This window comes from Pseudomonas sp. ES3-33 (assembly GCF_000952175.1).
Taxonomy (GTDB): Bacteria; Pseudomonadota; Gammaproteobacteria; order Pseudomonadales; family Pseudomonadaceae; genus Aquipseudomonas; species Aquipseudomonas gregormendelii.
The window spans coordinates 35766-52781 of record NZ_JZRI01000064.1 but is presented as its reverse complement, the minus strand read 5'-3'; the positions used below and the strand labels follow the sequence as shown (position 1 = coordinate 52781).

General features: G+C 60.3%; 11 protein-coding genes and 2 pseudogenes. 11 read left to right on the top strand and 2 right to left on the bottom strand.

The features are described from left to right. Nucleotides 1-3247 (bottom strand): retention module-containing protein (locus tag UB23_RS11855; protein WP_045059505.1); only part of this gene is annotated, 3247 nt, incomplete at its 3' end. Nucleotides 3248-3794: 547 nt separating this feature from the next. On the opposite strand from UB23_RS11855, the pseudogene UB23_RS30725 reads away from it, so the two are divergent. The 3 genes and pseudogenes from UB23_RS30725 to UB23_RS11845 all read left to right on the top strand — a co-directional run. After that, nucleotides 3795-3943, top strand: a pseudogene (locus UB23_RS30725) (TolC family outer membrane protein); the annotation flags it as partial. 42 nt (nt 3944-3985) lie between these two features. Beyond that, a complete protein-coding gene (locus UB23_RS11850) occupies nt 3986-6142 on the top strand; it encodes a type I secretion system permease/ATPase (protein WP_045059504.1) in 2157 nt (718 codons plus the stop codon). Continuing rightward, nucleotides 6132-7499 (top strand): HlyD family type I secretion periplasmic adaptor subunit, encoded by a 1368-nt coding sequence (locus tag UB23_RS11845; protein ID WP_045059503.1) that lies wholly within the window; start codon nt 6132-6134, stop codon nt 7497-7499. Before UB23_RS11850 ends, UB23_RS11845 begins: the two co-directional genes overlap by 11 nt. Nucleotides 7500-7524: 25 nt before the next feature. Here UB23_RS11845 and UB23_RS30575 read toward each other — a convergent pair. Next, nucleotides 7525-7602, bottom strand: a pseudogene (locus UB23_RS30575) (outer membrane lipoprotein carrier protein LolA); the annotation flags it as partial. A 222-nt stretch (nt 7603-7824) separates the two neighbouring features. Here UB23_RS30575 and UB23_RS11840 point away from each other — a divergent pair. From UB23_RS11840 to UB23_RS11805, 8 genes are all read left to right on the top strand, one after another. Then, nucleotides 7825-8712 (top strand): TauD/TfdA dioxygenase family protein, encoded by an 888-nt coding sequence (locus UB23_RS11840; protein WP_045059502.1) that lies wholly within the window; start codon nt 7825-7827, stop codon nt 8710-8712. A gap of 17 nt (nt 8713-8729) precedes the next feature. Further along, nucleotides 8730-9755 (top strand): ABC transporter substrate-binding protein, encoded by a 1026-nt coding sequence (locus UB23_RS11835; protein ID WP_045059501.1) that lies wholly within the window; start codon nt 8730-8732, stop codon nt 9753-9755. Nucleotides 9756-9760: 5 nt separating this feature from the next. Then, nucleotides 9761-10621 (top strand): ABC transporter ATP-binding protein, encoded by an 861-nt coding sequence (locus tag UB23_RS11830; RefSeq protein WP_045059500.1) that lies wholly within the window; start codon nt 9761-9763, stop codon nt 10619-10621. Nucleotides 10622-10641: 20 nt separating this feature from the next. Beyond that, nucleotides 10642-11508, top strand: a complete 867-nt coding sequence (locus UB23_RS11825; protein ID WP_045059499.1) for an ABC transporter permease — start codon at nt 10642-10644, stop codon at nt 11506-11508. A gap of 170 nt (nt 11509-11678) precedes the next feature. After that, a complete protein-coding gene (locus tag UB23_RS11820) occupies nt 11679-12596 on the top strand; it encodes a LysR family transcriptional regulator (protein ID WP_045059498.1) in 918 nt (305 codons plus the stop codon). 179 nt (nt 12597-12775) lie between these two features. After that, on the top strand, nt 12776-14302 hold the full coding sequence (locus UB23_RS11815) for an MFS transporter (RefSeq protein WP_045059497.1): 1527 nt from the start codon (nt 12776-12778) through the stop codon (nt 14300-14302). A gap of 25 nt (nt 14303-14327) precedes the next feature. Beyond that, entirely contained in the window at nt 14328-15392 is a 1065-nt protein-coding gene (locus tag UB23_RS11810) for an HlyD family secretion protein (RefSeq protein WP_045059496.1), read from the top strand. Then, nucleotides 15389-16969, top strand: coding sequence for an efflux transporter outer membrane subunit (locus UB23_RS11805; protein WP_045059495.1), 1581 nt, complete (start codon nt 15389-15391; stop codon nt 16967-16969). The genes UB23_RS11810 and UB23_RS11805 overlap by 4 nt, the downstream gene beginning before the upstream one ends. Nucleotides 16970-17016: the final 47 nt, after the last annotated feature.

The window sequence follows — 17016 nt, the reverse complement described above, 5'->3', positions numbered from 1 at the left end:
TGAAGGTGTACGCCCCGTTTGCCCCGATTACCAAGGTGCCGACATTGGCGATGGTCGCGGTGCTACCAGCGGTGTAAGTGCTAGTGCCGATGGTGAAGTTGACCACAGTCACATCGCCGTCGACGCTTGAGGTACCCGTGAGGACGCTGCCGGTCACGGCAGTGTCTTCCAGGGTGGAGACCGTTTCGCTGGCATCGGTGAAGCTGTCATCAACCGGGGTGACGCTGATGTTCAGAGTCGAAGTGACATTGCTACCGGAACCGTCGGTGACGGTGTAGCTGACCACTGGCACGCTGCCGTTGTAGTTGGCAGTCGGAGTAAAGGTGTAGGCGCCATTGGCCGCAATGACCAGGGTGCCGACATTGGCGATAGTCGCGGTGCTACCAGCGGCGTAAGTGGTTTCGCCGATGGTGAAGTTGAGCACGCTGACCGGGCCGTCGACGCTGGAAGTTCCGGTCAGCACGCTGCCGGACACTGGGGCATCTTCGGTGGTGGTCACGGTTTCGCCGAGATCGGTGAAGCTGTCATCAACCGGGGTGACGCTGATATTCAGAGTCGAGGTGACATTGCTACCAGAGCCGTCGGTGACGGTGTAGCTGACCACTGGCACGCTGCCGTTGTAGTTGGCGGCCGGAGTAAAGGTGTACGCCCCGTTGGCCCCAATCACCAGGGTGCCGACGTTGGTGATAGTCGCGGTGCTACCAGCGGCGTAGGTGGTTTCGCCGATGGTGAAGTTAAGCACGCTGACCGGGCCGTCGACGCTGGAAGTTCCGGTCAGCACGCTGCCGGAGACGGGTGCATCTTCGGTGGTGGTCACGGTTTCGCCGAGATCGGTGAAGCTGTCATCAACCGGGGTGACGCTGATGTTCAGGGTCGAAGTGACATTGCTACCGGAACCGTCGGTGACGGTGTAGCTGACCACTGGAACGGTGCCGTTGTAGTTGGCGGCCGGAGTAAAGGTGTACGCCCCGTTGGCCCCAATCACCAGAGTGCCGACGTTGGTGATAGTCGCGGTGCTACCAGCGGCGTAGGTGGTTTCGCCGATGGTGAAGTTAAGCACGCTGACCGGGCCGTCGACGCTGGAAGTTCCGGTCAGCACGCTGCCGGTAACGGCAGTGTCTTCAAGGGTGGACACGGTTTCGCTGGCATCGGTGAAGCTGTCGTCGACCGGGGTGACACTGATATTCAGGGTCGAAGTGACGTCAGAGCCAGAGCCGTCGGTAACGGTGTAGCTGACCTCAGGCACGCTGCCGTTGTAGTTGGCAGCTGGGGTAAAGGTGTAGGCGCCATTGGCCGCAATGACCAGGGTGCCGACATTAGCGATAGTCGCGTTGCTACCAGCGGCGTAAGTGGTTTCGCCGATGGTGAAGTTGAGCACGCTGACCGGGCCGTCGACGCTGGAAGTTCCGGTCAGCACACTGCCGGAGACTGGGGCATCTTCGGTGGTGGTCACGGTTTCGCCGAGGTCGGTGAAGCTGTCATCAACCGGGGTGACGCTGATGTTCAGGGTCGAAGTGACATTGCTACCGGAACCGTCGGTGACGGTGTAGCTGACCTCAGGCACGCTGCCGTTGTAGTTGGCAGCCGGGGTGAAGGTGTACGCCCCGTTCGCGCCGATCACCAGGGTGCCGACATTGGCGATAGTCGCGGTGCTACCAGCGGCGTAGGTGGTTTCGCCGATGGTGAAGTTAAGCACGCTGACCGGGCCGTCGACGCTGGAAGTTCCGGTCAGCACGCTGCCGGAGACGGGTGCATCTTCGGTGGTGGTCACGGTTTCGCCGAGGTCGGTGAAGCTGTCATCAACCGGTGTGACGCTGATGTTCAGGGTCGAGGTGACGTCAGAGCCAGAGCCGTCAGTGACGGTGTAGCTGACCACTGGCACGCTGCCGTTGTAGTTGGCGGCCGGAGTAAAGGTGTAGGCGCCATTGGCCGCAATGACCAGAGTGCCGACATTGGCGATAGTCGCCGTACTGCCGGCGGTGTAGGTGTTCGCACCGATGGTGAAGTTGACCACGGTCACGTCGCCGTCGACGCTCGAGGTACCAGTCAGCACGCTGCCGGTAACGGCAGTGTCTTCAAGGGTGGAGACCGTTTCGCTGGCATCGGTGAAGTTGTCATCAACCGGAGTGACGCTGATGTTCAGGGTCGAAGTGACGTCAGAGCCGGAGCCGTCGGTAACGGTGTAGCTGACTGTTGGCACTGTGCCGTTGTAGTTGGCGGCCGGAGTAAAGGTGTAGGCGCCATTGGCCGCAATGACCAGGGTGCCGACATTGGCGATAGTCGCGGTGCTACCAGCGGCGTAGGTGGTTTCGCCGATGGTGAAGTTAAGCACGCTGACCGGGCCGTCGACGCTGGAAGTCCCTGTCAGCACGCTGCCGGAGACGGGGGCATCTTCGGTGGTGGTCACGAATTCGCCGAGGTCGGTGAAGCTGTCATCGACCGGGGTGACGCTGATATCCAGTGTGCTGGTCAATCCGGTATTGGTGGTGTAAGTGACTTGCGGTACGGCGCCGTTGTAATTTGCGTCCGGAGTAAAGGTGTAGTTGCCGCTAGTACCGATGGTCAACGTACCGACGCCGATGATGGACGCCGTCTGGCCTGCGGTGTAACTGCCCGTCATGCCGGCGACGGTGAAGCTGGCGACACTGAGGGGCGTGTCGGAATCGCTATCGTTGTTCAGTACGTTGCCGGTCGCGACGCTGTCTTCGGCCTGTGTGCCAGTATCAGCAGTCAGTACGCTCTGAGCGTTGGTGGTTGTGGTGTCCTGGATGCCGGTATCGAGCGTGCTGATTGTGGCAGCGAAATCAAGGCCGTCGGTGGGAAAACCAACGGTCGGGTCAACCCGGCCGGCGGTTGCATCAAGCATCACGAAGCTATGACCACCTCCTGCCGCGCCGCCCGTGCCGGTAGCCGTAGGGCCTGCCGCAGTGGCTTCCAGATCTTTGGTCGGGTCGGCGCCGGCTACGATGGCTTGTTGCAGTTCTTCAACCGATGGCGCGGCTTGCGCGGTGGCCTCGGCCAGGTCGGTGATGGAGTCCGGAGCGCTGCCGCTCCATTGCGTCTCGCGACCCAGGTCCAGTGTGCGGCCGTCGGCCAGCTCGAGGGTGACGGAGCCGGCCAGGCCGGTGTCGACCTGATCACCGACGAACAGGCGGTCGCCTTCAACAAGCACGCGCCGGATGCCCTCTGGGGACACCACGAAAACTTGACCAACAATGCTTTTGACGATGGCAACAACACTGCTCATTGAAGACTCTCCGGGTGTCACGTTCAGTAGACTTCCATGGACCTGACGGCACTGTTGCCTAATCAGTCTGGACGCTCTTTCCTGCAATAATAGTTACAACTTTGACGCTTTCTTGCGTCAATATTCTGTCAATAATTTTCGGCTATAAACCATATGCCAAACTATTGACCTTATGGTTGCCATCCTAAACAATCGCCCCGGTAATGTCACATTGATATTCGGGTGTCGAGCGGTGCCAAACCGTGTGATCCAGTACCCATTTTGGACTTTCCGACAAACGGTATACGGTCTGCTCAGAATCCCCCATAAGTGCACGTTTTGCAGTGATTCAGGACAACGAATTATCAATTATCCAGACTAGCCATTGACCAACGAACCGGTCCGACAATTTCTCCTGATTGCTCGTTTTGCATCATTTTTCCTGGGACTGGGTCTCGGGGGTATTCGCAGGAATTAAATCGCACCTCATGAAGTTCAGGGGTGTCGCAAGTTGCTATTGCCGGATTTGCGGCGTGCTTCTCAGCAACGCGTCAACAATCCGTGCTCTGCGTGGATCAGAAACATTCAGTTATTTACTCAGTACCGAATCAAGGCGACCATGGGCAAGTTGCTCAAGAGCCAGGGAGTGGTCGCACCGTTGGCATCCGTTGTGCAAAACAGCGTAAAGCCAAGGTCCAACTGCCCGGTACGGATTGAGCAGAACCTTAATCGTTCAATTGTTAGCCAAGAGTGCCGAGCGTGGAATCAGAAGTCAGTCGAGTTCATCTCATCCATGATCCACGCGCGTTGCATGACGATCCGTTACTGGACGGTCTGCTAGCCCTTTGCACGTTGCATCAGAAACCCGCCAGCGCCGCGATGTTGACCACTGGCCTGCCATTGCCCAAGCAGCGGCTGAGTGTTGAGTTGCTGCCGCGCGCTGCGGCCCGTGCTGGCCTGCAAGGGCGAGTGCTGGTGCGCAAGCTGGAGCAGATACCAGAGATCGCAATGCCCGCGCTGCTGCTGCTCAAGGACGGTCGAAGCGCCGTACTTCTCGGCTGGCATGGCGAAGACCAGGCTCGCCTGCTGTTGAGCGAAAGCGACGGCGGTGAGAGTCTCGTTGCTCGAGAACTGCTGGCCGACGACTACATCGGCAAAGTGTTCTTCGCTCAACCCCAACATAAATTCGACGTCAATCACGGCACGCTCATTCCCCGCGCGCGGTCGTGGTTTCGCGACACCCTCAAGCGTTCCCGCTGGTTGTATGCCGATGCGATCGCCGCCAGTTTCCTGATCAACATCATCGCCATGGCGGCGCCCTTGTTCGTCATGAACGTGTACGACCGCGTAGTGCCGAACCAGGCCGAGTCCACCCTCTGGGTGCTGGCCATCGGTATCTGCGGCGCCTACATGTTCGACCTGATTCTCAAGAGCCTGCGCAGCCTGTGCCTGGATCTTGCCGGCAAGAAAACCGACCTGATCATCTCGGCAACGCTGTTCGAGCGAATTGTGGGTATGTCGATGAAGTTTCGGCCAGCCCGGGTCGGCAGCTTCGCGCAAAACATCCACGAGTTTCAGAGCCTGCGCGACTTCCTCGCGTCCCTGACCCTCACCAGCCTGATCGACCTGCCGTTCACGCTGCTGATCTTCATGGTTATCGCGATCCTCGGCGGGCACCTGGTGTGGATTCCGGTGCTGGCCTTCCCGATTGCCTTGCTGATCGGTTATGCGCTGCAGAAGCCACTGGTCGCGACCATGGAGCGCACCATGGCGCTCGGCGCAGAGCGCCAGTCGAGCCTGATCGAAACCCTGGCCGGCCTGGATGCAGTGAAGGTCAACAACGCCGAAAGCGAACGCCAGTACCAGTGGGAACAAACCATCGGCACCCTCAGCCGCCTTGAGCTGCGGGTGAAAATGCTCTCCGGCCTGGCCATGAATATCACCCTGCTGATCCAGCAACTGGCCGGGGTGATCATGATTGTGTTCGGCGTGTACCAGATCATCGCTGGCAATTTGAGCATGGGCGGCCTCATCGCCTGCTACATGCTCAGTGGTCGCGCGCTCAGCCCGCTGGCGTCGCTGTCCGGCCTGCTGACCCGCTATCAACAGGCGCGGGTCACCATGACCTCGGTCGACCAGATGATGGAATTGCCCCAGGAGCGCAATTTCGAAGAGCGTCCGCTGAGCCGCAAGGTACTGCAGGGTGGCATCGAATGCCGTCAGTTGAACTTCACCTACCCGCAACAACAGAACCCGGCGCTGAAAAATATCAACCTCGTCATCAAGCCGGGCGAGAAAATCGGCATTATCGGTCGCAGCGGCTCGGGCAAGAGCTCGCTGGCCAAGCTGATAGTGGGCCTGTATCAACCGGATGACGGTGCGTTGCTGGTGGACGGTGTCGACATTCGCCAGATCGACGTCAGCGAGTTACGCCACAGCATTGGCTACGTGGCCCAGGATATCCAGCTGCTGTCCGGCACACTGCGCGACAACCTGGTCTCCGGCGCACGTTACGTGGAAGACGAAATGGTCCTGCAAGCCGCCGAGCTGGCAGGCGTGCACGAGTTCGCCCGCCTGCACCCGCAGGGGTATGAGTTGCAGGTGGGTGAGCGGGGGCAAAACCTGTCTGGCGGTCAGCGGCAGAACGTGGCCCTGGCCCGAGCGCTGCTGCTCAATCCGCCGATACTGTTGCTCGATGAGCCGACCAGCGCCATGGACAACACCGGTGAAGAACGCCTCAAGCAACGCCTCGCAGCGGTGATTGAAAACAAGACCGTGGTGCTGGTGACGCACCGTGCCTCGCTGTTGTCGCTGGTCGATCGCCTGATCGTCATCGACCGTGGGCAGATACTCGCCGATGGGCCGAAAGCCGTGGTGATGGAAGCGTTGAAAAAGGGGCAAATCAGTGTTGCTTAAGTCCGGGATCAAAGGTTCCATCCGCCGCTATTTCAAAGGCACCGATTCACTGCATGGCCAGCCGCTTCCGGAGGTTAACAAGGCCCTCATCGAAGATGCTCCGCGCGTGGTGCGCCTGACCATTTGGGGCATCATCGGCTTTTTCCTGTTCCTCCTGATCTGGGCCAATTTTGCCGTGATCGATGAGGTCACCAAGGGCGACGGCAAGGCGATTCCTTCGTCGAAGATCCAGAAAATCCAGAACCTTGAGGGCGGTATCGTTGCCGAGCTGTTTGTCTCGGAAGGGCAGATCGTCGAGGCCGGTGCCCCTTTGATCCGCCTGGACGACACGCGTTTCGCCTCCAACGTTGGCGAAACCGAAGCTGATCGCCTGGCGATGCTGCTGCGTGTAGAGCGCCTGAGTGCCGAAGTCGATGACCGTCCACTGAAGTTTCCAGCCGACGTGCTGAAGGCCGTTCCGGGTCAGGCCGCCAGTGAGGAGTCGCTGTACATCAGTCGTCGCCAGCAGCTGCACGATGAGATCGGCGGCCTGCAAGAGCAGTTGATCCAGCGCCAGCAGGAGCTGCGCGAGTTCACCTCCAAGCAGTCCCAGTACCGTAATGGACTGGCCTTGCAGCGTCAGGAAATCAACATGTCCGAGCCGCTCGTGGCCCAGGGTGCGGTGTCGCCGGTAGAGGTGCTGCGACTCAAGCGCGCCGAGGTTGAAACCCGTGGCCAATTGGATGCGATGACGCTGGCTATTCCGCGGGCCGAGTCTGCCATCAAGGAAGTGGCGCGCAAGATTGACGAGACCCGGGGCAAATTCCGCAGTGAAGCGCTGACCCAGCTCAACGAAGCCCGCACTGACCTGAACAAGGCCCAGGCTACCGGCAAGGCGCTGGAAGACCGTGTCAGCCGGACCCTGGTGACATCGCCCGTGCGCGGCATCGTCAACAAGCTGCTGGTGAACACCATTGGTGGGGTGATCCAGCCGGGCAGTGATCTTATCGAGATCGTGCCGCTGGACGACACCTTGCTGGTGGAAGCCAAGATTCGCCCGCAGGACATCGCGTTCCTGCATCCGGGGCAGGAAGCGACGGTAAAATTCACCGCCTACGACTACACCATCTATGGTGGTCTGAAAGCCAAGCTTGAGCAGATTGGTGCGGACACCATCACCGATGAAGACAAGAAAACCACTTACTACATCATCAAGCTGCGCACCGATAAGAGCCACCTGGGCACAGATGAGAAGCCGCTGCTGATTATCCCCGGGATGGTGGCTTCGGTGGATATCATCACGGGCAAGAAAACGGTGCTGAGCTATCTGCTCAAGCCGATCATTCGCGCTCGGGCTGAGGCCTTGCACGAGCGGTAGATTTCATCCGCGATGCACCCATCCCTGTAGGAGCGAGCTTGCTCGCGAAAACCCCGAGAGCGCCTCGGGGTGTCAGGAAGCCAGCGTTATCGTTGACGACCATCGCGAGCGAGCTCCTACATGAGGCCCCAAGCCTCACGAAACAAAAGCCATATCGTTATTCAATAACGGTATTTAAATTATAATTCTTATATCTATAAAGTCACTTCCCTGCGTACCTGCCGACCAATCGGCGCGCCGCACGACACGAACCAACACGGGACCTCCGTGAGTTTCTTGATCGACGCGCGCGCCTTTGAGCGTGCCGTGCGTGGGAGTGATTTTTATGTCCGCCGTATCCGCCTCCAGCAGCATCGCGCCACAAACCTTCGACATTCGCCCGTTCACTGGCGCTGTCGGTGCCGAAATCATCGGCCTTGACCTGTCCCGCCCGATCAATGATCAGGATTTCGCCCGCATTCACCGAGCGCACCTTGACCATCACGTGATGGTATTCCGCGACCAGCGCATCACCCCCGAACAACAGATTGATTTCAGCCGCCGGTTTGGCGTGCTGCAAATCCATGTCCTCAAGCAGTTTCTGCTCACCGGCCACCCGGAAATCCTCATCGTTTCCAACATCATCGAAAACGGCCAATCCATCGGCCTCGGTGACGCTGGCAAGTTCTGGCACTCCGACCTTTCCTATAAAGAACTTCCAAGCCTGGGCTCAATGCTGCATGCCCAGGAGCTGCCGTCCGAAGGCGGCGATACGCTGTTCGCCGACATGCACAAAGCCTGGGACAACCTGCCGGACGCGCTACGCAAAGCCGTCGAAGGCCGCTCGGCTGCGCATTCGTACACGGCGCGCTACAGCGAGACCAAGTTCGAAGGCAACTGGCGTCCCACCCTGACACCGGAGCAACTCGCCCAAGTCGTCGAAGTCGTACACCCCATCGTTCGTACCCACCCGGAAAACGGGCGCCAGGCGTTGTTCGTCAGTGAAGGCTTCACCACGCGCATCGTCGGCCTACCCGAAGACGAGAGCCGGCCACTGTTGGCCGAGCTGTACGCCCACTGTGTGCTCGAGCAAAACATCTATCGCCATCAATGGCAGCCCCATGACCTGGTGTTCTGGGACAACCGCTCGCTGATCCACCTCGCCGCTGGATGCCCAAGTCATCTGCGCCGCAAGCTGTATCGCACCACCATCCAGGGCGATGCGCCTTTCTGATTTGCCGGAGAAACACCATGTCCAGACGTCTTCCATTTGCACCCCTGGCGGCCGCTATAGGCCTGGGTTTGAGCCTGATCGCCGGCAGCCTGGTCGCACCCGCCGCAGCCCACGCCGAGGGTGAAATCCGTATTGCTGAACAATTCGGCATCGTTTACCTGCTCCTCAACGTCGTGCGCGATCAGAATCTCATCGAGAAACACGGCAAACAGCAGGGCATCGATATCAAGGTCGACTGGACCCAGTTGTCCGGAGGCGCGGCAGTCAACGACGCCTTGCTCTCGGGCTCCATAGACATCGCCGGCGCCGGCGTAGGACCGTTGCTGACCATCTGGGACCGCACCCACGGCAAGCAGAACGTCAAGGCCGTCGCGTCCCTGGGCAACTTTCCGTACTACCTGGTGAGCAACAATCCCAGGGTCAAGACCATCGCCGATTTTACTGAAAAGGACCGCATCGCGGTGCCGGCGGTCGGGGTGTCCGTGCAGTCGCGCTTCCTGCAATACGCCGCCGCCAGGCAGTGGGGTGACAAGGAATTCAATCGTCTCGACAAGTACACCATCGCGCTGCCCCATCCGGACGCCACGGCTGCGCTGATCGCCGGTGGTACCGAGCTGAGCGGGCATTTCTCCAATCCGCCGTTCCAGGATCAGGCCCTGGAAAATCCCAACGTGCACGTGGTGCTCAACACCTACGACCTGCTCGGTCCAAACTCGCCGACGGTGCTGTTTGCCACCGAGAAATTCCGCGACGAGAACCCCAAGACCTACAAGGCCTTTGTCGATGCGTTGACCGAAGCGGCGCAGTTCGCCCAGAACGACAAAGGCGCTGCGGCTGATACCTACATCCGTGTGACCAAGGCGAAAATCGACCGTGCCGCGCTGCTGAAAATCATCGATAACCCGCAGTACGAATTCAGCGTCACGCCGAAAAATACTTATCCGCTGGCCGAGTTCCTGTACCGCGTCGGCGCGATTAAAAACAAACCGGATTCCTGGAAAGATTACTTCTTCCAGGATGCCAAACCGCTGCAGGGGAGCTGATCAAAATGAACGCCCCCTTGCAAGGCCACACGGTCAGCAAACCGAGCGCAGCAACCCAGGCGTTGCTGTCGGTCGATAAAGTCAGCCTCGAGTACCGCACGCCCCAGCGCGTGGTTCGAGCGACCCACCAGGTCAGTTTCGAGATCGATCCGGCCGACCGCTTCGTGCTTCTTGGCCCTTCAGGTTGCGGTAAATCCACGCTGCTCAAGGCTGTCGCCGGGTTCATTGAGCCCTGCGAAGGCGAGATCCGCCTGCAGGGGCAGATGGTCCATGCGCCAGGCCCGGACCGCATCGTGGTGTTTCAGGAATTCGACCAGCTCCCGCCCTGGAAAACCGTAAAGCAGAACGTCATGTTTCCGCTGCTGGCCTCTAAAACCCTCAAGCGCAAAGAAGCTGAGCAGCGCGCGCTGCACTACCTCGACAAGGTCGGTCTGGGGGCGTTCGCCGATGCCTATCCGCATACCTTGTCCGGTGGCATGAAGGCGCGTGTCGCCATCGCTCGCGCCTTGGCCATGCAGCCCAAAATCCTGCTCATGGACGAACCCTTCGCCGCCCTCGACGCCCTCACCCGACGCAAGATGCAGGAAGAACTGCTGCTGCTATGGGAAGAGGTGCGCTTCACCTTGCTGTTCGTCACCCACTCCATCGAAGAAGCACTGGTGGTGGGCAATCGCATCCTCCTGCTATCGCCGCATCCGGGACGAGTACGGGCGGAAGTCCACAGCCATCAATACGATTTGCACAGCCTCGGCGGATCGCAATTTCAAGCGTCGGCGCGACGGATTCACCGGTTGCTGTTCGATGAAGGCCAGTCGCCGGAAACCGAGCGTGAGCTGGATTTTTCCGACATCCGCATCGCTTATTGAGCCATTGAGAGGAGTGCCCGATGAGCCTTTTATCATCCCCGCGTAAAGAGTTTGAAACTGACCTGCAGCCACTGTTGAGTGTTCCGGTGGAGCGTGAGTTGCCGTTGCGCCAGCGCCTTTGGCAGCAAGGCTGGCTGCGCAAAAGTCTGATCCTGATAATGCTCGCGGTGCTGTGGGAAGTGATTGCGCGAATCCAGAACAACGACCTGCTGCTGCCCAGCTTCATGCAAACCGCCAACGCCCTGTATGGAGGGCTGCTCAGTGGCGAATTGCTGGGCAAGGTGTGGATCTCTCTGGTAGTGCTGCTCAAGGGCTACCTGATCGGCATCGTCCTGGCATTTGGCTTGACCACCTTGGCGGTATCGACCCAGTTCGGCCGCGATCTGCTCAGCACCCTGACCTCGATGTTCAACCCGCTACCGGCCATTGCACTGCTGCCATTGGCACTGCTGTGGTTCGGGCTGGGGCAGAACAGCCTGATTTTCGTGCTGGTGCATTCGGTGTTGTGGGCATTGGCGCTGAACACCTACGCCGGCTTTCTCGGGGTCTCGGAAACCCTGCGCATGGCCGGGCGTAATTACGGGCTCAAGGGGATGAGATTTGTCCTGTTCATCCTCATCCCCGCCGCGCTGCCCTCAATCCTCGCGGGTTTGAAAATAGGCTGGGCCTTCGCCTGGCGTACGCTGATTGCCGCTGAACTGGTGTTCGGAGCTACCAGCGGCAAGGGTGGGTTGGGCTGGTACATTTTTCAGAATCGCAATGAGCTGTACACCGATAAGGTGTTTGCCGGGTTGGCGGTGGTGATTCTGATTGGGCTGCTCGTGGAGAACCTGGTGTTTGATACGTTGGAAAGAGTGACAGTGAAGCGGTGGGGGATGCAGCGGTAAGCCTTCACCTCTCTTAACCTGTGGGAGCAAAGCTTGCTCGCGATTGCCGCAACGCTGTCTAACTGATCAACGCTTCATCGTTCATCGCGAGCAAGCTTTGCTCCTACAGGGTACGGCTTCGCTGTTAGGATTGCGGTTGAGTCAATCCTGATCGTTTACGAGTGCTCAGTATGCAACTTCCGGACATGAATCTTTTAGTCGCCCTCGACGCCTTGCTCGACGAGGGGAGCGTGGTGGGCGCTGCGCGGCGGATGAATCTCAGCCCGGCAGCGATGAGTCGGACGCTGACGCGTATTCGTGAAGCCATTGGCGATCCGATCCTGGTGCGGGCTGGGCGTGGCCTCGTGCCGACGCCCAAGGCGCTGGAGTTGCGTGAGCAGGTGCGGGATGTGGTGGAGCAGGCCTCGTTGCTGTTTCGCTCGGCGGATGACGTGGATCTGAGCAGTTTGCGCCGACGTTTCAGCATTCGCGCCAATGACTTCTTTGTGGGCGTTTACGGCGGCAAGCTGTTCGACACCATGGAGCGCCAGGCCCCGCATTGTGAGCTGCGCTTTGTTCCCGAGGGGGATGGGGATGACGAGGCCTTGCGCGAGGGGCGGATCGATCTGAGCGTGAGCAACAATCGCCCGCTGATGCCTGAGGTTAAAGTACAAAATCTGTTTGCTACGCACTTCGTTGGCCTGGTTCGTGAGGATCACCCGTTGTTCGATGAAGAGATCACTGCCGAGCGATATGCGGGGTTTTCCCATATCAGCATGTCGCGCCGTGGTATTGCCCGGGGGCCGATTGATACGGCGCTCAATGCCTTGGGGTTGGAGCGGCGGGTAGCGGTGATTGCGCCGAGTTTTCATGCGGCGATGTTTGCGTTGCCGGATTCCGATTTGATCCTGCCGGTGCCCAAGGAGGCGCTGCTGAGCATCCGGCGCCTGGGCCTGAAGCTGCGCTCGTTTACCCTGCCGATACCGCTGCCGACCATCATGCTGACGCAGGCCTGGCATCCTCGGTTCGATAAGGATCCAGCGCATCGCTGGCTGCGCGAGACGTTGAAAGCGTGTTGCGATGAGACCTGGTTGGCGGCGCAGCCTTAAAAGATCAGAAGATCGCAGCCGCCTTCAGGTATGCCTGCAGGAGCTGCCGAAGGCTGCGATCTTTTGATCTTTTATGACGATTGCGCCCCACGCACTTATAACCTGCCAATAAGTTGATTTTCGTCAGCTGCCACCCTCCATAAAATAACCGGGTATTCAAATCCCGGAGCCTGCAGTACATGACTTCCCTCACGGTCCCGGCACCTGTCGCCACGACCGCTGCTTCGCCCCCGGTATTCGGCCCGCGAATCATCATTGGCCTGGTCGGCGTGCTCATCGCCGTGCTGGTGTCCGGCCTGAACGAGATGGTCACCAAGGTGGCCCTCGCCGACATCCGCGGTGCGCTGGCCATTGGTTACGACGAAGGTACCTGGCTGGTCGCCAGCTACACCGCCACTTCGGTGGCGGCCATGGCCTTCGCTCCGTGGTGTTCGGTGACCTTCTCCCTGCGCCGGTTCACGCTCTGGGCCATCGGCGTGTTCACCGTGCTGGGTGTGCTGTGTCCGTTCGCGCCGAACTACGAAAGCCTGCTGCTGATGCGCACTTTGCAAGGCCTGGCGGGGGGAGCGTTGCCGCCGATGCTGATGACGGTCGCGCTGCGCTTCCTGCCGGCCGACGTGAAGCTCTACGGGCTGGCAGGGTATGCATTGACCGCCACTTTTGGTCCCGGCCTGGGCACTCCGCTGGCCGGGCTGTGGACAGAGTATGTCGGCTGGCAGTGGACCTTCTGGCAAATCGTCGTGCCGTGCCTGATCGCCATGGCGGCGGTGGCTTACGGTTTGCCCCAGGATCCGCTGCGCCTTGAGCGCTGCAAACAGTTCAACTGGCGCGGTTTGCTGTTGGGATTCCCGGCGATCTGCATGCTGGTGATCGGCATCCTGCAGGGCAATCGCCTGGACTGGTTCGAGTCGAGCCTTATCTGCACGTTGCTCGGCGGCGGGTTGCTGCTGCTGGTGCTGTTCCTGATCAACGAATGGTCGCAACCGATGCCGTTTTTCAAGATGCAGATGCTTGGTATCCGTAACCTGGCCTTCGCGTTGCTGACCCTGGCCGGGGTGCTGGTGATCCTGCTGGCGGTGATCATTATTCCGTCCAGCTACCTGGCGCAGGTCCAGGGTTATCGCCCGATACAAACCGCGCCGATCACCTTGTTGGCAGCACTGCCACAGTTGATCGCGCTGCCCCTGGTGGCGGCCTTGTGCAACCTGCGCTGGGTCGATTGCCGATGGGTACTGGGGATTGGCCTCGGCATGTTGGTGCTGTCGTGCCTCGGGGGCTCGCAACTGACGTCGGTGTGGATTCGCGACGATTTCTACCCGCTGCAACTGCTGCAGATTTTCGGCCAGCCCATGTCGGTGCTGCCGTTGCTGATGCTGTCCACCGGCAGTATCAGCCCGATGGAAGGGCCGTTCGCCTCCGCCTGGTTCAACACGGTCAAGGGCCTGTCGGCGGTGATCGCCACCGGCGTGATCGAGGCGCTGACCACCGCAAGACAACATTTTCACTCGACCATGCTAGTCGACCGTCTCGGCAATTCGCCCCTGGCGGACAGTGACAGCGCCGGCCTCGCTCACCGTTTGCACCAGCAGGTCGTCGTGCTCACCGCATCGGATCTCTATCTGTGCATGGCCGGCGTCGCATTGGCGCTGATCCTGCTGATTTTCTGGATGCCAACGCGGATCTATCCGCCCCGGGCCCCGACTTGAACGCTCCACGAAACAGAAGGTTTTTATGACGACTCTCTCCAGGAAAAAAGCGGCCGTCGGCATCGCGGCGGTGGTTACGCTCGGCGTATTGATTTACCTGCTGGCACCCGGTTTGTTCGGCAAACGTACACACCAGACCACCAATGATGCTTTCGTTTCTGCGGACTTCACCCTGGTGGTCCCGCGTGTTGCCGGGTTCATCAAGGAAGTGCTGGTGGAAGACAACCAGCAGGTGAAGGCCGGGCAGTTGCTGGCGCTGATCGATGACCGGGACCTGCGCGCAGCTGCCCAGGCCGCCGATGCGGAAACGCTGGTCGCCAGGGCTCAATTGCAGAATGTGCGGGCAACGCTGGAGCGCCAGGCCTCCGTGATCGCTCAGGCGCAAGCGAGCGTGGTATCGGCCAAGGCAGAACGGGACTTCGCCGAACATGAACTGAACCGCTACAACCACCTCGCTGGCGTCGGTGCCGGCACGGTACAGAACGCACAGCAAGCCCGCACTCGCATCGACCAGGCGTCGGCGAAGCTGGCCAATGTCACGGCTGTATTGGCCGCAGAGCGCAAGCAGGTGGACATCCTCATCGCCCAGCGGGATGCGGCTGAAGGTGGCCTCAAGCGTGCACAGGCTGCGTTGGAAATTGCCAGTTTTGAGTTGTCGTACACACGCATCGTTGCGCCCCAGGACGGCATGGTTGGCGAGCGCGCAGTGCGAGTCGGCGCGTACGTCACGCCCGGCAGCAAAATCCTCGCAGTGGTGCCGCTGGCGCAGGCTTATGTGGTGGCCAACTTTCAGGAGACCCAATTGGCCGACGTGCGGCCCGGGCAGCAGGTCCAGGTGCGGGTGGACAGCCTGGACGGCGAGGCGCTGACGGGGCGTGTCGAAAGTATTGCACCGGCCACCGGGGTGACGTTTGCGTCGATCAAGCCGGATAACGCGACGGGTAACTTCACCAAGGTGGTACAGCGGATTCCGGTGAAGATTGTGCTTGATCCAGGGCAGCCGTCGGCCGAGCGGCTGCGAGTAGGGATGTCGGTGGAGGCGAGTATCGACACTGCCGCGACCGATAAGCATGAGGTGGCGCAACGATGAAAGGTTTGGTTGATTGGGCCGGCGCCTTCGCGAACATGCCCGCTCCCACAAGGGGCCTGATTCATTCCCCCACGTTTTGCCTGGACTCTGATCACCTGTGGGAGCGGGCTTGCCCGCGAAGAGGCCGCAAGCCAAAACTCACCCTCTGTGCCTTACTGGTAATAAGCCTCTCAGCCTGCACGGTCGGCCCCGACTTCCAGAAACCCCAGGTACAGCAAATGGCCGACTGGTCGCAGCCCACCAAGGCCGCCGCGAGTCAGGCGGTCACCGAAAACATGGACGAGCGCTGGTGGGAAGTGTTCAACGATCCCAAGCTGTCAGCGCTCACCCAGCGCGCCCTGACCGACAACCTGGACCTCAAACTCGCCAGCAGTCGCCTGCAGCAAAGCAGCGCAGCACGCCAGGTGATCACCGCCGACCGTTACCCCAACACCGCCGCCACCGGCAGCTATGGGCGTAAACGCAACAGCGGCGAAGGGTTGAACGACCCTTCGGGCAACAACGGTGATTCGGCCTTCAATTTGTGGGATGCCGGCTTCTCGGCGTCCTGGGAGCTGGATTTCTGGGGCCGGGTGCGGCGCGAGACCGAGGCTGCCGATGCCACCCTCGAAGTCGCCGAAAATGATCGTCGCGGGGTACTGCTGTCGGTGCTCGCCGAGACTGCCCGGGACTACATCCAGCTGCGCGGAGTACAAGGCACACGAGCAGTCACCGAACAAAACCTCGACGTCGCCCGGCACAGCCTCAAGCTGTCACAGCTGCGCCTGGCCGACGGCGTCGCCACGGACCTGGATGTCGCCGAAGCCGCTGCGCAAGTGTCCGCCATCGAGTCGCGCCTGCCGGCGCTTGAGCAACGCCAGTCGCAGTTGATCAACGCATTGAGCCTGTTGATGGGGGAACCGCCCCATGCGCTGTCCGCCGAGTTGGCCGCCGATGCACCGGTACCGCAAAGCCCAAGCCAGATCGCCATTGGCTTGCCTTCGCAACTGGCCGAGCGACGACCGGATATCCGTCAGGCCGAAGCACGCCTGCACGCCGCCACCGCGAGTATTGGCGTGGCCAAAGGCGATTTTTATCCACGGATTACCTTGTCAGGCAACGTCGGCTCCCAAGCGATGCAGTTGAGTGATTTCGGTAGCTGGGGTTCTCGCGCATTCGGCATCGGTCCGCAGTTCAGCGTGCCACTGTTCGACGGCGGTCGCCTGCGCGGCGTGCTCAACCTGCGCGAAGCCCAGCAACAGGAAGCGGCTATCGCCTATCAGCAAACCGTCTTGCGCGCGTGGCACGAAATCGATGATCAACTGAGCGCCTACAACGCCAGCCAACGGCGCCGGGACAGCCTGGCCGAAGCCGTGCGCCAGAACCAGATCGCACTGACCACCGCGCAACGGCAATACGTCGAAGGGGTAGTCGATTTCGTCAACGTACTCACCGTACAAGGCGAACTGCTGGCGACCCAGGAACAGTGGGTGGAAAGCTCGACCGGGGTGTCGTTGGCGATGGTGGGCTTGTATAAGGCGCTGGGCGGTGGATGGGAGTCGGTGTATCCGCTTGAGGCAGCCACAGTTAGCCGTTGATCAATGTCGTTTTGCCAGTTGCCGCAGCCAGTGGGATTGTTGCTACG